At 41.5% G+C, this 18,586-nt stretch carries 16 protein-coding genes and 1 tRNA gene; all 17 read left to right on the top strand.

Annotated features, from left to right (window positions below; translation table 11 throughout):
- Position 1: 1 nt before the first annotated feature.
- The 17 genes from ESZ50_RS08665 to ESZ50_RS08585 all read left to right on the top strand — a co-directional run bounded on the left by ESZ50_RS08665 (position 2) and on the right by ESZ50_RS08585 (position 18,502).
- Positions 2-898 carry a DUF975 family protein gene (locus tag ESZ50_RS08665; RefSeq protein WP_148623170.1) on the top strand — a complete coding sequence of 299 codons (897 nt, stop codon included), beginning with the start codon at positions 2-4 and terminating at the stop codon, positions 896-898.
- Positions 899-1,073: 175 nt separating this feature from the next.
- On the top strand, positions 1,074-3,173 hold the full coding sequence (locus tag ESZ50_RS08660; RefSeq protein ID WP_148623169.1) for an ATP-dependent Clp protease ATP-binding subunit: 2,100 nt from the start codon (positions 1,074-1,076) through the stop codon (positions 3,171-3,173).
- Positions 3,174-3,615: 442 nt separating this feature from the next.
- Positions 3,616-4,458 (top strand): LysM peptidoglycan-binding domain-containing protein, encoded by an 843-nt coding sequence (locus tag ESZ50_RS08655; protein ID WP_148623168.1) that lies wholly within the window; start codon positions 3,616-3,618, stop codon positions 4,456-4,458.
- A 60-nt stretch (positions 4,459-4,518) separates the two neighbouring features.
- Positions 4,519-5,049: an NlpC/P60 family protein gene (locus tag ESZ50_RS08650; protein WP_148623167.1), complete on the top strand. Its 531-nt coding sequence runs from the start codon at positions 4,519-4,521 to the stop codon at positions 5,047-5,049.
- Positions 5,050-5,070: 21 nt separating this feature from the next.
- The gene (locus ESZ50_RS08645; RefSeq protein WP_148623166.1) at positions 5,071-5,349 is read left to right on the top strand and encodes a GNAT family N-acetyltransferase; all 279 of its coding nucleotides are present in this window, start codon (positions 5,071-5,073) and stop codon (positions 5,347-5,349) included.
- A gap of 206 nt (positions 5,350-5,555) precedes the next feature.
- On the top strand, positions 5,556-6,095 hold the full coding sequence (locus ESZ50_RS08640) for a dCTP deaminase/dUTPase family protein (RefSeq protein ID WP_148623165.1): 540 nt from the start codon (positions 5,556-5,558) through the stop codon (positions 6,093-6,095).
- Positions 6,096-6,109: 14 nt separating this feature from the next.
- Positions 6,110-7,477, top strand: a complete 1,368-nt coding sequence (gene radA, locus ESZ50_RS08635; RefSeq protein WP_148623164.1) for a DNA repair protein RadA — start codon at positions 6,110-6,112, stop codon at positions 7,475-7,477.
- A gap of 15 nt (positions 7,478-7,492) precedes the next feature.
- Positions 7,493-8,599, top strand: a complete 1,107-nt coding sequence (locus tag ESZ50_RS08630) for a PIN/TRAM domain-containing protein (protein ID WP_148623163.1) — start codon at positions 7,493-7,495, stop codon at positions 8,597-8,599.
- A gap of 80 nt (positions 8,600-8,679) precedes the next feature.
- Complete coding sequence (gene gltX / locus ESZ50_RS08625) at positions 8,680-10,170, top strand: glutamate--tRNA ligase (protein WP_148623162.1); 1,491 nt, start codon at positions 8,680-8,682, stop codon at positions 10,168-10,170.
- A 163-nt stretch (positions 10,171-10,333) separates the two neighbouring features.
- The gene (gene secA / locus ESZ50_RS08620; RefSeq protein WP_148623161.1) at positions 10,334-12,697 is read left to right on the top strand and encodes a preprotein translocase subunit SecA; all 2,364 of its coding nucleotides are present in this window, start codon (positions 10,334-10,336) and stop codon (positions 12,695-12,697) included.
- Positions 12,698-12,852: 155 nt separating this feature from the next.
- Complete coding sequence (gene prfB / locus ESZ50_RS08615) at positions 12,853-13,968, top strand: peptide chain release factor 2 (RefSeq protein WP_148623160.1); 1,116 nt, start codon at positions 12,853-12,855, stop codon at positions 13,966-13,968.
- 280 nt (positions 13,969-14,248) lie between these two features.
- Entirely contained in the window at positions 14,249-15,211 is a 963-nt protein-coding gene (locus ESZ50_RS08610) for a GRP family sugar transporter (protein ID WP_148623159.1), read from the top strand.
- 216 nt (positions 15,212-15,427) lie between these two features.
- Complete coding sequence (femX, locus tag ESZ50_RS08605) at positions 15,428-16,447, top strand: UDP-N-acetylmuramoylpentapeptide-lysine N(6)-alanyltransferase (RefSeq protein WP_148623158.1); 1,020 nt, start codon at positions 15,428-15,430, stop codon at positions 16,445-16,447.
- Positions 16,448-16,563: 116 nt separating this feature from the next.
- A tRNA-Ser gene (locus ESZ50_RS08600) sits at positions 16,564-16,653 on the top strand.
- A 90-nt stretch (positions 16,654-16,743) separates the two neighbouring features.
- The gene (locus tag ESZ50_RS08595; protein WP_148623157.1) at positions 16,744-17,514 is read left to right on the top strand and encodes a TrmH family RNA methyltransferase; all 771 of its coding nucleotides are present in this window, start codon (positions 16,744-16,746) and stop codon (positions 17,512-17,514) included.
- A 38-nt stretch (positions 17,515-17,552) separates the two neighbouring features.
- Entirely contained in the window at positions 17,553-18,038 is a 486-nt protein-coding gene (locus ESZ50_RS08590; protein WP_148623156.1) for an HD domain-containing protein, read from the top strand.
- 119 nt (positions 18,039-18,157) lie between these two features.
- Positions 18,158-18,502, top strand: a complete 345-nt coding sequence (locus ESZ50_RS08585) for a winged helix-turn-helix transcriptional regulator (RefSeq protein ID WP_425473116.1) — start codon at positions 18,158-18,160, stop codon at positions 18,500-18,502.
- Positions 18,503-18,586 lie beyond the last annotated feature (84 nt).

Here is an 18,586-nt window from a genome sequence, read left to right as displayed (position 1 = left end):
TATGTCCTGGAAAGAACTACAAGCAAATATTGAAAAGAATCGAATTCGACGTGAGGACATCAAAGCCCAAGCACGACAAATTATTAAGCATGATTGGCTAGGTAATTTAGGACTCTTGGTGATGCCATTTGTCACCTTTGGTTTGGGGCTGTTCATTCTAGGGGTGATTATTGGCGGGATCGGCTCCGTTAAAACAATTGCCGGATTAGTCGGCGTCGTAATTCTATTTTTAATTGGTCTGTTTGTTATCAGTCTTTGGGTTAATTATGGAATTCAAGTAATGCAATATCGCGGATTGGTTCAAGTTAGAGAGTCTGATGAGAAGGCTCGCCCATTTCGGGGATATTTCAAGCAATTTTTAAATCGAAATTGGCTGAAACGGACACTGGTTGTAAGTTTCTTTACGGGATTGTTTGTCATTTTATGGGGCATTATCCCCTATGTGACTAACTATGGTGTTGGTGTGTTATCAGGTTTGGCAGTTATTACTGGCAGCATGGGTGCAGATAGTTCAGGCTTGATTGGTTGGGCCATGCTGTTGCATGTAGTATCCTGGGTGACATTGGCGCTTCTAATTTATAAAATGCTTGGATATGCCTTTGGTCCTTATCTAATGTTTGATGCGGATCAACGTGACCGTCAACTGGGTGGTCCAACCATGCTAAAGATGGGCTTGAGTATGGTCAAAGGACATCGATTTGAGATTTTGACAATGCTCCTATCATTCTTCTGGTGGTATTTCTTGGTGGTGATTGTCGAGTGGATTTTATTCGTCTACGTGAATGACTATGTTGCGGTAATTGGCTTCATGTTAATGTGGCTTTATATTGGAAGTTATCTTAATTTAACGTGGGCAGGCTACTACGAGGCTTTGCGCGTAAAAAAGGCAGAAGTATAAATAAAAGATTCGACTCATTTGGTTGGGCCGAATCTTTTTTTGTTATAAAAAAATTTGCACTCTGACAAGGAGAGTGCTAATATAATAATTGTAGAAAGGTCAGTATTGGTCAAACGAAAAACTGACCTTGAATTATTGAATAAAAAAATAAAAAACCTAACAGGAGGATACTACTATGGCACAAGATCCATTTGGATTTTCAAATTTTGATGATATTTTTCGGATGATGAACGATGACACAGCTCGTATGCAGCGGGCACAAGAGCAACAAATGATGCAAGCGCAACGTGCAAAAAGTGTCACCACTAAGCCAGCAAAGGAAAATGGCGCAGGTGGTTTGTTAGATGAGTTTGGTATTAATCTAACGCAATTGGCTCGTGAAGGTAAGTTCGATCCTGTGATTGGGCGAGCTCAAGAAATCAAGCGAGTTATTGAGGTACTCAACCGACGTAGTAAGAATAATCCGGTCTTGATTGGTGAGGCAGGAGTTGGTAAGACTGCTGTTGTTGAAGGCTTGGCACAGGCAATCGTAGATCAAAAAGTCCCCAGTAAATTATTGAATAAGGAGATTATTCGTCTAGATGTGGTCTCCTTAGTTCAGGGGACTGGTGTTCGTGGTCAATTTGAAGAGCGTATGCAACAGTTGATGGATGAAGTCACAAAGCGCGAAGAGGTAATTCTATTCATTGATGAGATCCATGAAATCATGGGTGCTGGAACTGCTGGCGAAGGCTCAATGGATGCTGGAAATATTTTAAAGCCAGCTTTGGCACGTGGCGAATTTCAATTAATTGGCGCAACGACACTTAATGAATATCGGCAAATCGAAAAGGATGCGGCAATTGCACGACGCTTCCAAACAGTTCAAGTTAATGAGCCAACAACTGAAGAAGCGTTAGCGATTTTGCAAGGAATTGCTGGCCGTTATGAAAATTATCACCAAGTGAAATATGATGAGGATGCACTGAAGGCGGCCGTAAGCCTCTCTAATCGTTACATTCAGGAACGCTTCTTACCTGACAAAGCAATTGATTTGATCGATGAGGCCGGTTCGCGTAAGAATTTGGCCTTAAAGGTTAGCGATCCGGTGCAGTTAACACAACAAATTAAGGATGCCGAATTACGTAAGCAACAGGCAGTTGAAGCGGAGAATTTTGAACAGGCTTCTGCAATGCGTGATGAAGTTAGTCGGCTTGAATTACAACTTGAAGCAATGAAGCAACAAGCAACAACAAGCACAACCAATGCGACTGTTTCGGTAGATGACATCCAGAAAATCGTTGAGGAGAAGACCGGAATTCCAGTCGGTGATTTACAGGCGTCTGAACAAAGTCAACTGCAAAATCTGGCGACAAACTTGGCAACGCATGTGATTGGGCAGCGCGAAGCGACTGAGAAGGTTGCGCGTGCAATTCGGCGTAATCGAGTTGGATTTAATAAACACGGACGACCAATTGGTTCATTTTTGTTCGTAGGTCCGACAGGTGTTGGTAAGACTGAGACAGCTAAACAGTTAGCTAATGAGTTGTTTGGTACATCTGAAAACATGGTACGTTTTGATATGTCTGAATATATGGAGAAACATTCAGTTTCCAAGTTGATTGGTGCGCCGGCTGGTTATATCGGCTATGAAGAGGCCGGGCAACTAACCGAGGCTGTTCGTAGACATCCGTATTCCTTAATCTTGTTGGATGAGGTTGAAAAGGCCCATCCGGATGTGATGAACATGTTTTTGCAGATTTTGGACGATGGTCGCTTAACAGACGCACAAGGACGAACCGTTTCCTTTAAGGATACGATTATTATCATGACATCGAATGCCGGCACGGGCACTCAAAGTCCTAAAGTTGGCTTTGAAAGCAACGATGAGAATAAACTGACAGGTGAAAGTAAGACAGCTTTGATCAGCCGACTGACAAACTATTTCAGGCCAGAGTTCTTAAATCGGTTTGACGGAATCATTGAATTCAACGAACTGAATAAAGCAGAACTACTACAAATTTTGAATTTGATGATTACAGAAATGAATCAGACAATTGCTGATCATGGTTTGCAGATTGACGTGACTCAGGCTGCTTTGGAAGATCTAGTTGAAAAAGGATATGACCCTGCAATGGGTGCGCGGCCACTGAGAAGAATTTTACAAGAACAGATTGAGGATCAAGTCGCAGATTTCTATCTTGAGCATCCAACGGCTACGCAATTAAAAGCAGATTTGGATGACGGGAAAATCAAAATTAGTGCAGTTGAAGTGGCAACGACAGCTGTGAAATAATTATCATGAGGCATCGAATAATCAAAGTGAGTCGTGCTCATTTGTGGTTATCTGATGCTTCTTTTTGCTGACTTGAGATTGTAATATGTTAAGTTTTTTTAAAGGGGTTATTCCAAGATTATTTGTGATTATGTCAGTTAAAAGATATTGATTCTCAATAAAATAGTGGTAAAAAGGGCCTAAGAATAGCAATAAATACAAGGCTTGTGGATATATATTTACAGAGAAAGATCTAAGTGTGTGCCTTTCTGGAGAGGGTACTTGAATTTGTTTAAGGTTTTGTAATATTTTTGTAATCAAAGTAAAGAGAATTAAATAATAATCACCTGTTGATGTAACAAAGTACGGGTACAATAATTCTTGTACTTATAAAGTTAAGAAATTTACGTTAGCACTGTTAAAAGCAGTGAAAATCACACAGTAATAGGAGAAATTAAAAGTTATGAATTCACTTAAAGGTTCATTATTGGTTGCAGCTGGGGCCGTTGCAACTATCGCAGCTACACAAAGTGTTGCTTCTGCTGATACTACTTATTCAGTAAAGTCAGGTGATACTCTTTACAGTATCGCAAACACTCACAGTTCATCAGTTGATGCAATTGTTAAGGCTAATGGTCTTTCAAATGCTAACTTGATCCTTACTGGACAAAGCTTGAATATTCCTGGTGCTGATTCATCAGCTACTACAGATTCAAACACTTCTTCAAACACTAGCAACACTGCTTCTGGTTCATACACTGTTGTAAGTGGTGATACTTTGTATGGTATTGCTACTAAGAACGGTATGACTTTGGCAAGCTTGGTACAACTAAACAACTTAGATGCATCACAAATCATCTACCCAGGACAAGTTTTGCAACTTAGTTCTACTGGTAATGGTAGTGCAACTGGTTCAACTACTGATACTAATTCATCAGCAAACACAAACACTAATAACAACCAAAACAACACTGTTGTTGACAGCACTAACACATACCCATATGGACAATGCACTTGGTATGTAAAGTCACAACTTTCATGGGTTGGTAACTGGTGGGGTAATGCTGCTGACTGGACTTCTTCAGCCCGTGCAGCTGGTCACTCTGTAAGTGCAACTCCAACTGTTGGAGCAGTTGCTTACTTTGCCCCTGGTGTTCAAGGTGCTGACTCAACTTACGGTCACGTTGCTGTAGTTGATTCTGTTAACGCTAACGGAACTGTAAATATTTCTGAAGCAAACTACCTTGGTTTGATTTACCACACACGTACAATCTCAACTTCTGGTGTGTTGTTCATTCAAAAATAATATTTGATTGACCGGCTTAGGATATTTATTCTGAGCCGGTTTTTTGTAATAGGAGATGAGATGCAGTTACATTATGAATTTGGACATATTTGGCTAGATGATGATCGTGGTGGTGTAAGCGCAGAGCTATATTATGAACGATCTAAAACTGGTAAGGGTTTTGAAGTTGTTGAGCTAAGAAAAGCCCCTGACCTGCAAATCGACGGCATTGAACGTCAATTAATGATCGGGATGATGGAGTATTTGAAATCACAATTATGGACATGGATCGATAGTTATCATGGTCGTCAGTTTTTGAATCAAGAGGGCATCTATGATGTGATGGGATTCATGCAGGGACTTTACGGCGAAGTTTTTGGGGTCGATTTACCAGATACTATGGTTGGTATGGCCAATCAAATGATGCCGGTCAATATTGATGTATTAATCCCTGGCGATGCTGTCTTTTGGGGTTCGCTTGAAGAACCGAATCAAGTTGCGGTTTATCTAGGTGGTGGGAAGGTTATGACTGTATCTGCAGAGAATGGTACAATTGTAGAAGAAGTAATCAAACGCTATAATCAACCAGATTTCGCGAGAACTTTGCGTTGATGGATGAATTTGGGGGTTACAATGGATTTTCAATATGAGCCAGGTAGATTGTGGCATGAAACGGCAGGCAAAATTGATGCTGAGATTCGCTTCCCAGCAATTAATGACGGGAAAACCTGGTCAATTGATGAAACTCGGGTAGATCCAGATTTGAGAGGCCAAGGAATTGCTGGGCAGATGCTTGCTGAGGTGGTTGAACGTGCTAAAGCAGCGGGGGTAACATTGAAACCGGTCTGTTCTTACGCACGAATGCAATTTTTTAAAAATTCGAACTATCAAGCACTCCAGTATAAAGATTAAATTTCAAATCAAGGTCGGATGATTTTACAATCGTCCGACCTTTTGAATTGTAAATAGATTTGAAGGCAACGGAGGGCTATTGATATTGACAATTATAGCGATTGGTATATTTTATAAAATTGTATAACCTTGGGACCAGCTTACGTTATTTACAAAGAATTTAAGTTATACTAGTCATAAATATCAAAAAGTTGAGGGAGTTAATTATGACACGTGGATTTGCAATTGTTGAACGCTTTAGCGAAGCTGATTTAACGTTACCGACACGCGCTACAAAGAGCGCAGCTGGCTATGATTTGGCCGCAGCAACTGATTTTACTTTGCCCTCAATTTGGCATTTGAATTTTATAAAAATTTTGGTTACGATTTGGCAACAAAAACACTTAACAGATGAAGCTATATCCTCAGGACAGGCGGTATTGAAACCATATTTGGTACCTACGGGGATAAAGGCATATATGAATCGCGATGAAGTTTTGATTTTAGCTAACCGGTCATCAAATCCGTTGAAACGGTCTTTGGTCTTACCAAATGGGGTTGGTGTCATTGACGCAGATTATGTTGATAATCCTAAAAATGAGGGCGAAATTTTTGTGCAGATGATGAACTTTGGGTTAAAAGATGTGCATATCAAAAAAGGTGAACGGATTGCTCAAGGAATCTTTATGCCGTATTTGTTGACCGATAATGACGATATTGACATAAAGGATGAACGCACCGGTGGCTTTGGTAGTTCAGGAAAATAAATGAGGATTTAAAAATGGCAAAACAAAAAACGCAATTTGTTTGCTCGAATTGCGGTTATGTTTCACAACGTTACATGGGACGTTGTCCAAGTTGTGGAGCTTGGGGAACTTTGGTTGAAGAAGTAATTCAACCCGAAAAGGCAGATCGAAAGTCACGAGTGAACCTTGCAGGAGAAATTGCCCAGGTTCAGAAACTGACAGAAGTTAATGTTGAAGAAACCCCGCGTGTGTTAACAGATTTACAAGAATTTAATCGTGTGCTTGGTGGTGGTGTTGTACCGGGCTCTATGGTATTAATTGGTGGCGATCCTGGAATTGGAAAATCGACCTTGCTCCTACAAGTGTCAGGACAATTGGCACAGGCTGGAACGGTGCTGTACGTTTCGGGTGAGGAGAGTGCCAGTCAAATTAAATTGCGTGCCGAACGTCTAGGGGTGCAACCGGAGGCTGATTTTTATCTCTTTCCAGAAACGGATATGAGCAGAATTCGAAAGGCAATTGATGAAACAAAGCCGGACTATGTAATCATTGACTCCATCCAGACTATGCAGCAACCGGACGTACAGTCAGCAGTTGGATCAGTTGCTCAGATACGTGAAACGACTGCCGAGCTGTTACAAATTGCAAAGACAAATGGAATAACTATTTTCATTGTTGGTCACGTGACAAAGGAAGGCGCCATCGCTGGTCCAAAGATTTTGGAACATATGGTTGATACAGTGCTTTATTTTGAAGGTGATAATCAACGAGCATATCGGTTGTTGCGAGCAGTAAAAAATCGTTTCGGATCGACAAATGAATTAGGTATTTTTGAGATGAATCAAGAGGGGTTAGTTGAAGTAGCAAATCCTTCAGATGTTTTCTTAGAAGAACGGCTTGAATCTGCAAGTGGATCAGCAGTTGTTGTGGCGATGGAGGGGACTCGACCAATTATGGTGGAGGTTCAAGCGTTGATAACCCCGACTGTCTTTGGTAATGCACAGCGAACTGCGGCGGGAATTGATCGTAATCGCGTATCTGTTTTAATGGCAGTACTTGAGAAGCGGGCTAGTTTGTTGTTACAAAATCAAGACGCATATATTCGAGCAGCTGGGGGCGTTCGACTTGACGAGCCAGCGATCGATCTAGCAATTGCGGTCGCGATTGCGTCTTCGTATAAAGATTTGGGGACTAAATCAACGGATGCTTTTATCGGTGAAATTGGTTTGACTGGTGAGATTAGGCGTGTTCCGCGGATGCTTGAACGAATCACGGAAGCAGAGAAAATGGGCTTCCAACGCGTATTCGTACCAAAGAGTGTTGCCAGTGACTTGGCAGGTAAGACATCAATTCAAATTGTACCGGTTGAGACATTAGCAGATGCCTTAAAACTTGTCATTTAAAAGAGTGGAGCAGCTATGTTAAGGAAACGATTAATTTTAGGTGGCTACGCCTTAGTTGGTGGTGGCTTGGCGATTTCAATCCTGCCAATTTTATGGCGGATTTTTAATATTCAACCTTTACTATGGTTGAATAATCCAATCAGTAACTTTGTAATTGGTGCGGCAATCTTTTTTGTGATTGGCATATATAGTTGGAAACTTGTTGATCGTGGTGTTCATCAAATCGAGGTGTTTTTGAATAAGCAATCGCCAATTACGTTGTTGGTTTCATCAGTTACGACGATCATCGGACTAGCTTTTGCTGTGTTGATCTCAACACCATTAACGCGAACGAATAATTTCTTTTTAAGTGCAGTTATTCCAGTTATTTTGTTGGTATTATTCGGTTATTTAGGTTTCAGACTGGGCTCAACACGCATTGAAGAGTGGCGGAGTTTGATTCCGACGTTAACAAAACGTACTCGGGTTCGTCCACGGAAGTCAGATAATAGTAGTGACCTGCTGACGGATGAAGAAACTAATTATCATCATTATAAGATCCTAGATACAAACATCTTGATTGACGGACGAATTGCTGATTTAGTTCGGACTGGCTTCATTGAAGGAACGCTGTTAGTACCAAACTTTGTGCTCTATGAACTGCAGTATATCGCTGATGCTGGCGAATCAATTAAGCGGGTTCGTGGACGACGGGGGTTGGATATTTTAAATGAACTCCGTGAGACGGATGCAATGCCTTTGGAGATGTGGGAAGGCGACTATGATGATATTAAAGAGGTCGATGAGAAATTAATCCGCTTGGCAAAAGACGTTAACGGAATTTTAGTGACAAATGATTATAATCTGAACAAGGTAGTCACCTTCCAAAATGTTGATGTGCTGAATATCAATGAACTGGCGGGCGCCCTACGTCCGCGGGTTGTTGTGGGCGATAAAATGCGAGTTCAATTGGTTCGAAATGGAACTGAGCGTAAACAAGCAGTTGGTTATCTTGATGATGGGACAATGATTGTGGTTGAAGATGGACGAGATCATTTGCAAGAAAACGTGACTGTTGAAGTAACGTCATCGTTGCAGACGGACGCTGGACGGATGATCTTCGGTAATTTGGTTCAAAAGTAAAGTAACCAGCCGGAAACGGCTAGATTGTGCTATATTAGAAAATAGTTATAAAAAAGACATTGTCAATGAGGAGCGATTTCATGGCTGACAAGAAAAAAGTACGTGTGCGTTATGCACCATCACCAACCGGACATTTGCATATCGGAAATGCCCGGACAGCATTATTCAATTGGTTATATGCTCGGCATAATAAGGGTGAGTTTATTATTCGAATTGAAGATACAGATACAGCGCGGAATGTTGCCGATGGTGAACAATCTCAACTGGATAATTTAGCTTGGCTTGGTCTAGATTGGGATGAGTCACCAGCTAACCCAGGTGCGTATGGTCCGTACCGTCAATCAGAACGGTTGGAGATTTATAAGCCACTTGTTCAAGAATTGTTGGATAAGGGTTTGGCTTATAAGTCATATAAGACCTCTGAAGAACTTACGGCTGAACGCGAGGCGCAAATCGCAGCCAAGCAAGCACCACATTATGTTTACGAATATGCAAATATGTCAGAGGCTGAAATTAGTACCATGCAAGCCGAGGCTGAGGCAAAAGGTTTGAAGCCGGTTGTTCGTTTCCGTGTTCCCATGGAAAAGACATATGCTTGGGAAGATATCGTTAAAGGACACATTGAAATTGGGGCTAACCAAATTGGTGGGGACTGGGTTATTCAAAAGGCTGATGGAATGCCGACCTATAACTTTGCCGTAGTTGTCGATGATCATCTGATGGAAATCTCACACGTTTTGCGTGGTGATGATCACGTGTCTAATACACCTAAGCAATTAATGATCTATGACGCCTTTGAATGGGAGGCACCGGTCTTTGGCCACATGACTTTGATTGTTAATTCTGAAACAGGTAAGAAGCTATCTAAGCGCGATGAGACAATTTTGCAATTTATTGAGCAGTACCGTAATTTGGGATACTTGCCTGAGGCAATGTTGAACTTCATTGTTATGCTAGGATGGGCGCCAGTTGGGACAGACGAAATCTTTACTAAGCAACAATTGGTGAAGATTTTTGACGAGCAACGTTTGTCAAAATCACCGGCCAAATTCGATAGTAAGAAATTAGCATGGGTTAATAATCAGTGGATTAAAAAAGCTGATGAGCCACGTGTATTTGCACAAATGGTTGAAAATTTGATCACAGCAGGTGTAATAACTGCTGAAGAGTTGACGACTGAACGGATGCAGTGGCTACGCTCAGTAATCAATATCTACAAAGACGGTGTTTCATATACATCTGAAATTGTTGAATTAGTTAAACCAGTCTTCTTCGAGATGCCAGCGGCAGATGCGATTCCTGCATCTGCAAAAGAGTGGATGGAAGCTGAAACTGCCAAGCCAGCTCTAGAGTTGTTTGCTAAGAAGTTGGCTGAGATGCCAGTCTTCTTATCGGTCGATATTTTGCAAGCGATTCGAGCTGTTCAAAACGAATTGGGTATTAAGGGACGTGCGTTGTGGAATCCACTGCGAATTGCAACGACCCGTCAAGAGGATGGCCCTAACCTGGGTGACTTGATTGAATTGCTGGGACGTGAACAAGCGATTGCGAACATCCAAGAGTTCTTTTAATTTCCGATATAAAAAATAAAACCAAATTACTTTTCCATTGAGGATATAGTGATTTGGTTTTTTATCGTGTCAAATATGTATCTTTGTAGTCTAGGGCTAATTTATGTTAAAATTTAATAGACTATACTGGTCAAACCTGACCAACTGACAGAGGGAAAAAAGAATGGCAAATCCATTACGTAATATTATAGAGAATGATAAAAAGGAGATGCTCCGTTTGAATCGGTTAGCCGATCAAGTTGAGGCATTTCAAGATGATATGGCATCGTTGAGTGATGCAGAGTTACAAGCAAAGACACCATATTTCCGTCAACTATTAGCAGAGGGTAAGTCATTGGATGACATCCTACCAGAGGCATTTGCGGTTGTACGGGAAGGTGCAAAGCGTGTCTTGGGATTGTTCCCATTCCGAGTTCAAATTATGGGTTCAGCGGTCTTACATGGTGGAAACATTTCTGAAATGCGAACTGGTGAAGGAAAGACATTGACGGCCACAATGGCGGTTTATTTGAATGCCCTACCAGCCGAAGGAGTTCACGTTGTTACAGTTAATGAATATTTGGCTGCTCGTGATGGTGAGGAAATGGGTGAGTTGTATCAATGGCTAGGATTAACAGTCGGAATCAACACATCTGAGAAATCAGCGGCTGAGAAGCGCGAAGCATATCATGCTGATATTACTTATTCAACTAACTCAGAAATTGGATTTGATTATTTGCGTGATAACATGGTGGCAACGAAAGAAGAACGTGTCCAACGTCCTTTGAATTTTGCCTTGGTTGATGAAACTGATTCAATTTTGATTGATGAAGCACGAACACCATTGATCATTTCGGGTGCGCCAGAACAAGAGAATACCCAGCTATACATCCGTGCTGATCGTTTTGTTAAGTCATTGACCGATGAAGTTGATTTCAAGGTTGATTTGGAAGCAAAGACAGTTCTGCTACAAGATGAAGGGATCGCAAAGGCTGAACGTTACTTTAATTTGGATAACCTGTATGGGGCTTCAAATACGGCATTGACGCACCACATTGATCAAGCCTTACGTGCCAATTACACGATGGATAACAATAAAGATTATGTTATTCGTGATGGTGAAGTTGTGTTAGTTGACTCTTTCTCAGGTCGAATTCAAGAGGGACGTCGGTTCTCAGATGGTTTGCACCAAGCGTTGGAGGCCAAAGAGCAGGTTCAACTACAAGAAGATAATCGTGCTATGGCGTCGATTACTTATCAAAATTTGTTCCGACGCTATAAGAAGCTATCCGGTATGACCGGTACAGCCAAAACTGAAGCTGAGGAATTCCGTGAGATTTACAATATGGAAATTATCACGATCCCAACTAATCGACCTGTTCGACGGCATGATGAACAAGATTTGTTGTACCCTTCATTGCGGGCAAAGTTTGGGGCTGTCGTTGAGTTAATCAAGAAGTTGCATGATAACGGGCAACCAATGTTGATTGGTACAGTGGCGGTTGAGACGTCAGAAATGCTGTCACAGATGTTGGATCAAGCTGGTGTGGCGCATAACGTTTTGAATGCCAAGAACCACGCGCGTGAAGCTGAAATCATCGCAAACGCCGGACAACGTGGTGCTGTTACAATCGCTACCAACATGGCCGGACGTGGAACTGATATTAAGCTTGGCCCTGGCGTCGCTCAATTGGGCGGCCTGGCCGTTATTGGTACTGAACGCCATGAGTCACGACGAATTGATAATCAGCTTCGTGGTCGTGCCGGCCGTCAAGGTGATAATGGTTATTCACAATTCTTCCTATCTTTGGAAGACGACTTGATGATCCGTTTTGGTGGTGAGCGAATTCGCTTAATGATGGAACGTATGAATTTGGATGAGTCTGACTCAGTGATTCGCAATCGTTTGATCACACGCTCAGTGGAATCTGCTCAACGACGTGTTGAAGGTAATAATTATGATTCACGTAAAAACGTTTTGCAGTACGATGATGTTATGTCGCAACAACGAAACACCTTCTACGATAACCGTAACCAAGTAATCGAGGAAGAAGATACATTAGTCGATGTCTTGATGCCAATGGTCGAGCGGACAATCAATCGAGTGGTTGATTCACATACAATCGGCAAGCCTGAAGAATGGGAATTGGGACCAATTGTTGATTTTGCGGGTGCGATTTTGACAGTTGAAGGTACAGTAACAGTTGAAGACTTACAGAACAAGACACAAAAGGAAATTGAAGATTACTTGTATGCAATTGCCAAGGGTGTCTATGCAGCTAAGGAAAAGCAATTGTCAGATCCTGCTCAACTTTTGCAATTCGCACGTGTGGTAATCTTGCGAGTTTCTGATGCGCAATGGACTGATCATATGGAAGCAATGAATGAGTTGCGAGATGCTATTCAACTACGTGGTTATGGTCAATTGAACCCATTGATCGAATATCAAAATGAAGGTTTCCGGATGTTTGAGGAAATGATTGCTGGGATTGAATATGATGTCACACGCTTGTTCATGAAGGCAGAAATTCGTCAAAATCTACGGTAAAAAATAATATAACGCTGAATTAAAATGTTTAGCAGGATGTTTAAAGCTGAAGGGCGAGTGATTACCTAAACGAATTAGGAGTCATTCGCCTTTTAGGCTTAGTAATAGAGTGGGTGTTAGGCACCCCGATACATAAAAGATAGAGGAGGTCCATAATGGAGCTTTCAGAAGCACGGCACCAATTAAATGAAATGAACGACGAAATTGTCAAATTCGGCGAATCTCTGGACTTAGATGCGTTAAATGATGAGATTGCGGCTAATGAGAATCAAATGGCCGAAGGAAATTTTTGGAATGATAATGTAGCAGCCCAAAAGGTAATTGATGCAAACAATCTTTTGAAGGGGCGCCGAGATGACTATTTGAACTTAATTAATGGCGTTGATAATGTTACGACTGCCTTAGAACTGTTGGCTGAATTACCTGATGAGGAAATGCAGTCAGAGATGGAGACAGAATTAGCCCAACTCACGGCTGATTTAGAGAGTTATCGCTTGGCGCAACTGTTGAATGAGCCCTATGACGCCAATAATGCCATTCTTGAGATTCATCCAGGGTCGGGTGGGACTGAGTCCGCTGATTGGGGCGCTAATCTACAACGAATGTATACACGTTGGGCCGAGAAGCACGGCTTCAAGGTGGAACTAATGGATTATCATCCTGGGGATGTTGCGGGGATTGATTCAGCAACCTTGATGATTAGCGGACATAACGCTTACGGTTATTTACGTTCGGAACGGGGAGTGCATCGCTTTGTTAGAATCTCGCCATTCGATTCAGCAGGTCGGCGGCACACTTCCTTCGTCTCAATCGACGTGATGCCGGAATTGGATGACTCAGTTGAAATTGATATTAATCCAGCAGATGTGAAAATGGATGTATATCGGGCCTCTGGTGCTGGAGGACAGCACATCAATAAGACTTCTTCAGCGGTACGCCTGACGCACATTCCAACGGGAATCGTTGTTGCCTCACAGCAACAGCGATCACAGTTTCAAAATAAAGATACAGCGTATGGAATGTTGAAAGCCAAGCTTTATCAACTTGAGGTTGATCGAAAAGAAGCAGAGCGGGCGGCCATCTCAGGCGATCAGATGGAGAACGGCTGGGGGTCACAGATCCGCTCTTACGTCTTCCAACCATATCGGATGGTAAAAGATCACCGTTCTGGTCAGGAATCGGGAAACCCACAAGCAGTGATGGATGGTGATTTGGATCCGTTTATTAATGGCTACTTACGCTGGAAATTAGCTGGTCAAAATCCGGAATAACTAGAAGTTTAACTCTATAAAACGATGCTACTGGATAGTGGCATTGTTTTTTTATGAGTAGAGTTGATTAAAAATGGTAAGTGATAACCCAAAAGGATTTATAAAGACTTTAGTTAAATGTATATATAAACAATGGTTTTTGCCCGATAATGTTTTTGATGGTTATTGATAAATACCTAAATAAAGGAAAAAATTCAATTGGAAAGCTTGTGAAAGCGTTTTATTTATTGTATTATAAACTCCGTTGTTACTATTAATTGTTTAGTGAAAGGTTTTAAATATGTCAATTTTAATTGCACTGATTCCAGCAATTGCTTGGGGATCAGTAGGAATTGTTACTACAAAAATGGGTGGTTCGGCTGCCCAAGGAACATTAGGAATGACATTGGGAGCCCTCGTTTTTGGTTTGGGAACCATGTTCATTTATGTATTGCCAGCTGCGGGTAGTGATTATGCATTTAACCCACGCATTTGGATTGTTGGGGGTGTTTCAGGGCTATTTTGGGCTGTTGGAACTGCTGGTCAGTTCATTGGTTTCAAAAAGCTGGGAGTATCAATTGGAAACCCAATCTCAACGGCTGGTCAGATCATCTTCAATGCGATTATGGCTGCTGCGGTCCTAGGAGACTGGAAGACTTCAAGAATGTGGATATTCGGTTTAATTGCAATCGCAATGGTTGTCTTAGGGGCTTATTTCACATCAATCCCTGATGCAAATGCGCCTAAGAAGATGAATGCAGAGTTTAGCTGGTCGGCGGGACTTTTGGCAATGTTCATTTCAACCTTAGGTTATATGATGTACTTCGTCTTTCCTAATTTATTAGCTAAGATCGGCTACATTTCTGCGAGCCTAAAGGCTGGACCAAGTGGCTCAGCTGACGGACTATACTACATGACTTCAATTGTCGGACCGCAGTCAATCGGTCAGGTTGTTGGAGCCCTAATCATTGTGATCTTCTTTATGAAGGAGAAGGAGCTATTTGCTAAGGCAACTTGGCGTAATATGATTACCGGTGTGGTATGGGCAATTGGAAATGTCTTTATGTTTATCTCTGCTGCTAATCCAAATATTGGTCAAGCGACTGCCGCAACACTCTCACAAATGGGAATTATTGTTGGTACGTTTGGAAGTATCTGGATTCTGGGCGAGCGTAAGTCAAGGCGTCAAATGGTCTTCATCGTGATTGGAGTTATTCTAGTCGCACTTGGTGGTATCATGATCTCAAAACTTGCGTCACTATAATTTAATTAAAAACTATGCCAAACCTTTGATTTTAAAATCATTGGTTTGGCTTTTATATTTAATGACTATATCTACTAAGTTACTTCAAAATACCCGGGATTCTCCAGAGATACTGTGGCACTTTTTATATTGATGAAAACTTGTGGTATATTATTATATCAGAGGGCGTTCCCACTAAAATGAATTAAATAAAGAAACCGATAGGAGTGATATTACATGCCTCTTTTAGATATGAACGATGCAGCCGCGGTTGCCCGTTACAATGATTTTGTCCGTCAGTCACCATTTGCACAAATCACGCAAGATATGGCTTGGGCGCAAGTAAAAGAAAACTGGACTCCCCGGTATGTTTATTTGGAAGATGCTGATAATAACATTATTGCAGCTCTTTCAATTCTGATGATCCAACAAGCAAATGGAAAGATGTTTGCTTATGCCTCAAAGGGGCCTGTAATGGATATGACAGACTTGGATTTGTTTGATCAACTAATGCAGACGGCCAAGGATTTGCTAGCTAATGATAATGTCTATGTCTTACGAGTTGATCCAGAAATTGCTTATACAGATGCTTTAAATGAAGCCTTACAAGCGCGCGGTTATGTAACTCGTAATCGAAACCTAAGTGGTGGCATGCATGCCACGATTCAGCCACGATTGAATATGGTGATGAATCTTGCAGCAAAGCCAGAAGCCGAAACGACTTTTGACTTTGTGCCTTCAAAGACTAAAAATAAGTTGCGTCGACCATTCCGTGATGGAATCGTTGTGGACTTTGGCCTTGATCAAAGTTACCTCGATGATTTCTTTATGACTTATGAGATTATGAGCCAACGCCATGAAATCACTTACCGTCCTAAAGATTACTTCCAGCGTATGTTGGAGGCCTATCAAGGAACGGACTTGATGCGAATCTATCGGGCTAGCTATGAAGGTGCCGTAATTGGAACTGGAATTGCTTTTAAAATTGGGTCTAAGGTTTGGTATATGTATGCCGGAACAATTGACGATGCACCAGTCTATGGGGCAGCTTACGCAATCCAGGTTGAAATGATCCAATGGGCCATTGATGCAAAAATGCCTTTGTATGATTTAGGTGGAATCGAAGAAGAAGACGTCGAAGATAGTCTTTGGCAGTTCAAACGGAATTTCGTCCGTGACGGTGCTCAAGAATACATTGGCGAAATTGATCTTGTCTTGGATCAGGCAACTTACGACGCAGTTGTGCCAAATAAATAGTTTCAAAATAAAAGCTAGTAGGAGTCTAATGGAAACATTATTCGCCTGCTAGTTTTTTCTTGACAGTGCTCGCAAAATAGCTTATATTGGTATTTGTTCTTGTGAGAGAAACAAATGGAGATATACCCAAGTCTGGCTGAAGGGAACGGTCTTGAAAACCGTCAGGTCGGGAAACCGGCGCGTGGGTTCGAATCCCTCTATCTCCTTTCGAGAAACCGCGTCCGCTTGGATGCGGTTTTTTTGTGCAAGAGATCATTTTAATACTCGTTTAATAAGGAAAAAGGTATAATTTACTTATGGAAAAGATTAGTTCAGTACAAAGCAGCCGAGTAAAAGCTTGGCAAAAATTACAAAGTAAAAAGGGCCGTCAAGCCAGTCAAACTTATCTATTGGATGGTTGGCATTTAGTTCAAGAAGCAATCAATCATGGTGGTAAGTTACGCGCAATTATGGCAACAACTGAGCAATTGGCGCAACATAGTGAAGAATTGCCTTTGGGTGTACCAGTATTTGAGATTAACATTGAGATCGCTAAGAAGTTGTCTGATTTGGTAACCCCACAAGGGATTTTTGCTGAGGTAACCTTGCCTGTTGCAACTCGTGCACCACAGTTTATTCATGATGGCGCATGGTTGTTCTTAGATGGAATTCAAGATCCTGGAAATATTGGAACGATGGTTCGGACAGCTGATGCCGCCGGTTATGCGGGGGTTGTGTTCGGACATGGAACGGTTGACCCATATTCACCTAAGGCGTTGCGCGCAATGCAAGGAAGCCAATTCCATTTGACGCTGACAGTTGGTGACTTGAAAGAGTGGACTGCGGCGTTCACACAAAATGATATGAACGTTTATGGTACACAATTGGATAAGTCAGCTGCTGACCTATTTACAGTTCCAGCTCAAAGCCAGTTTGCTTTGATTATGGGAAATGAGGGTCAGGGGATGCAGCCTGAATTAGCAACTATGACAACTCAAAATCTATATATTCCTTTGACTGGGCAAGCAGAATCATTAAATGTAGCAGTTGCGGCTGGTGTTGCAATGTTCGCTTTGAAAACACGGTAGAGTAACAACATCAGCGTGGATGATGAGGAGATGCTTTAATGCAAGAACAAGATTGGCAGAAAGATCCAGTTTATCTGGAGATCGTGGGAGATTTGCTAGCACATCCCCAGGTTCAATTACTGAAAAATTATGTTCAACATCACTATTCGGATCGGTTACAACATTCGATTGATGTCTCGTATTTAAGTTATCGGTTAGCTTTGCGTTACGGTTTAAATGCAACCGCTGTCGCACGAGCTGGTATTTTGCATGACCTCTTTTTCTATGATTGGCGTGTCACAAAGTTTGAGTTAGGTTCACACGCATTTATTCATCCGCGGGTAGCAATCCGAAACGCTGAAAAAATTACGGCCTTAACACCAATGGAAAAGGATATCATTCTCAAACATATGTGGGGTGCAACCACCGCACGACCACACTTTAAGGAAAGTCTTTTGTTAGATTTGGTGGACGACTGGATTGCAATTGCTGATTTCTTTGCACCAAAATGGCGTAAATTTCGTCGCCATTTTGATAAAAAATGAAATTCACATTTTTATGACAAAAGAATCAAGCAAAAGGCGTGCATTGTGATGATTTTAGCGCTAGAATATAGTTACTGAATAATTGTTAGTAATATATGTAAGGAGAACAAGTTATGGTAATGGCAACTGAACAAAAAGTAAATGACGAGAACTGTGCTGATTTTGCAATTTGTGATAAGTTCGCGACGACTTTTAATATTTTAGGTCGTAAGTGGAACGGTTTGATTTTGGAAGTTCTATTGAATGAGGGACCAAGCCGTTTTAAAGATTTGTCACGAGCAGTTGTTAATTGTTCTGACCGCGTGATGGTAGAGCGATTGAAAGAGCTTGAAGAAGCTGAGTTGATTGAACGCCGGACTTATGAAGCATCATCATTGATTGAATACGCATTAACTGAGCGTGGCGAATCAATGCGACCAATGATGGAAGCAATTCATACATGGTCAGATAAGTGGAATGCTTAATTAATAGATAAAAGGTTAGCTGACTATTATGTCAGCTAACCTTTTTATATTATTGCTTGTATTTACTCGGTCAAAACCATAGAC

This window comes from Weissella muntiaci (assembly GCF_008107635.1).
In the GTDB taxonomy this organism is placed as follows: Bacteria; Bacillota; Bacilli; order Lactobacillales; family Lactobacillaceae; genus Weissella; species Weissella muntiaci.
The sequence above is the reverse complement of the archived record's forward strand: the minus strand, read 5'-3'. Positions and strand labels throughout refer to the sequence as shown.

What these genes read in the sequence shown, in the direction of transcription:
- ESZ50_RS08665 (WP_148623170.1), top strand. Translation starts at nt 2, where the DNA reads ATGTCCTGGAAAGAACTACAAGCAAATATTGAAAAGAATCGAATTCGA.
- ESZ50_RS08660 (WP_148623169.1), top strand. Translation starts at nt 1,074, where the DNA reads ATGGCACAAGATCCATTTGGATTTTCAAATTTTGATGATATTTTTCGG.
- ESZ50_RS08655 (WP_148623168.1), top strand. Translation starts at nt 3,616, where the DNA reads ATGAATTCACTTAAAGGTTCATTATTGGTTGCAGCTGGGGCCGTTGCA.
- ESZ50_RS08650 (WP_148623167.1), top strand. Translation starts at nt 4,519, where the DNA reads ATGCAGTTACATTATGAATTTGGACATATTTGGCTAGATGATGATCGT.
- ESZ50_RS08645 (WP_148623166.1), top strand. Translation starts at nt 5,071, where the DNA reads ATGGATTTTCAATATGAGCCAGGTAGATTGTGGCATGAAACGGCAGGC.
- ESZ50_RS08640 (WP_148623165.1), top strand. Translation starts at nt 5,556, where the DNA reads ATGACACGTGGATTTGCAATTGTTGAACGCTTTAGCGAAGCTGATTTA.
- radA (WP_148623164.1), top strand. Translation starts at nt 6,110, where the DNA reads ATGGCAAAACAAAAAACGCAATTTGTTTGCTCGAATTGCGGTTATGTT.
- ESZ50_RS08630 (WP_148623163.1), top strand. Translation starts at nt 7,493, where the DNA reads ATGTTAAGGAAACGATTAATTTTAGGTGGCTACGCCTTAGTTGGTGGT.
- gltX (WP_148623162.1), top strand. Translation starts at nt 8,680, where the DNA reads ATGGCTGACAAGAAAAAAGTACGTGTGCGTTATGCACCATCACCAACC.
- secA (WP_148623161.1), top strand. Translation starts at nt 10,334, where the DNA reads ATGGCAAATCCATTACGTAATATTATAGAGAATGATAAAAAGGAGATG.
- prfB (WP_148623160.1), top strand. Translation starts at nt 12,853, where the DNA reads ATGGAGCTTTCAGAAGCACGGCACCAATTAAATGAAATGAACGACGAA.
- ESZ50_RS08610 (WP_148623159.1), top strand. Translation starts at nt 14,249, where the DNA reads ATGTCAATTTTAATTGCACTGATTCCAGCAATTGCTTGGGGATCAGTA.
- femX (WP_148623158.1), top strand. Translation starts at nt 15,428, where the DNA reads ATGCCTCTTTTAGATATGAACGATGCAGCCGCGGTTGCCCGTTACAAT.
- ESZ50_RS08595 (WP_148623157.1), top strand. Translation starts at nt 16,744, where the DNA reads ATGGAAAAGATTAGTTCAGTACAAAGCAGCCGAGTAAAAGCTTGGCAA.
- ESZ50_RS08590 (WP_148623156.1), top strand. Translation starts at nt 17,553, where the DNA reads ATGCAAGAACAAGATTGGCAGAAAGATCCAGTTTATCTGGAGATCGTG.
- ESZ50_RS08585 (WP_425473116.1), top strand. Translation starts at nt 18,158, where the DNA reads ATGGCAACTGAACAAAAAGTAAATGACGAGAACTGTGCTGATTTTGCA.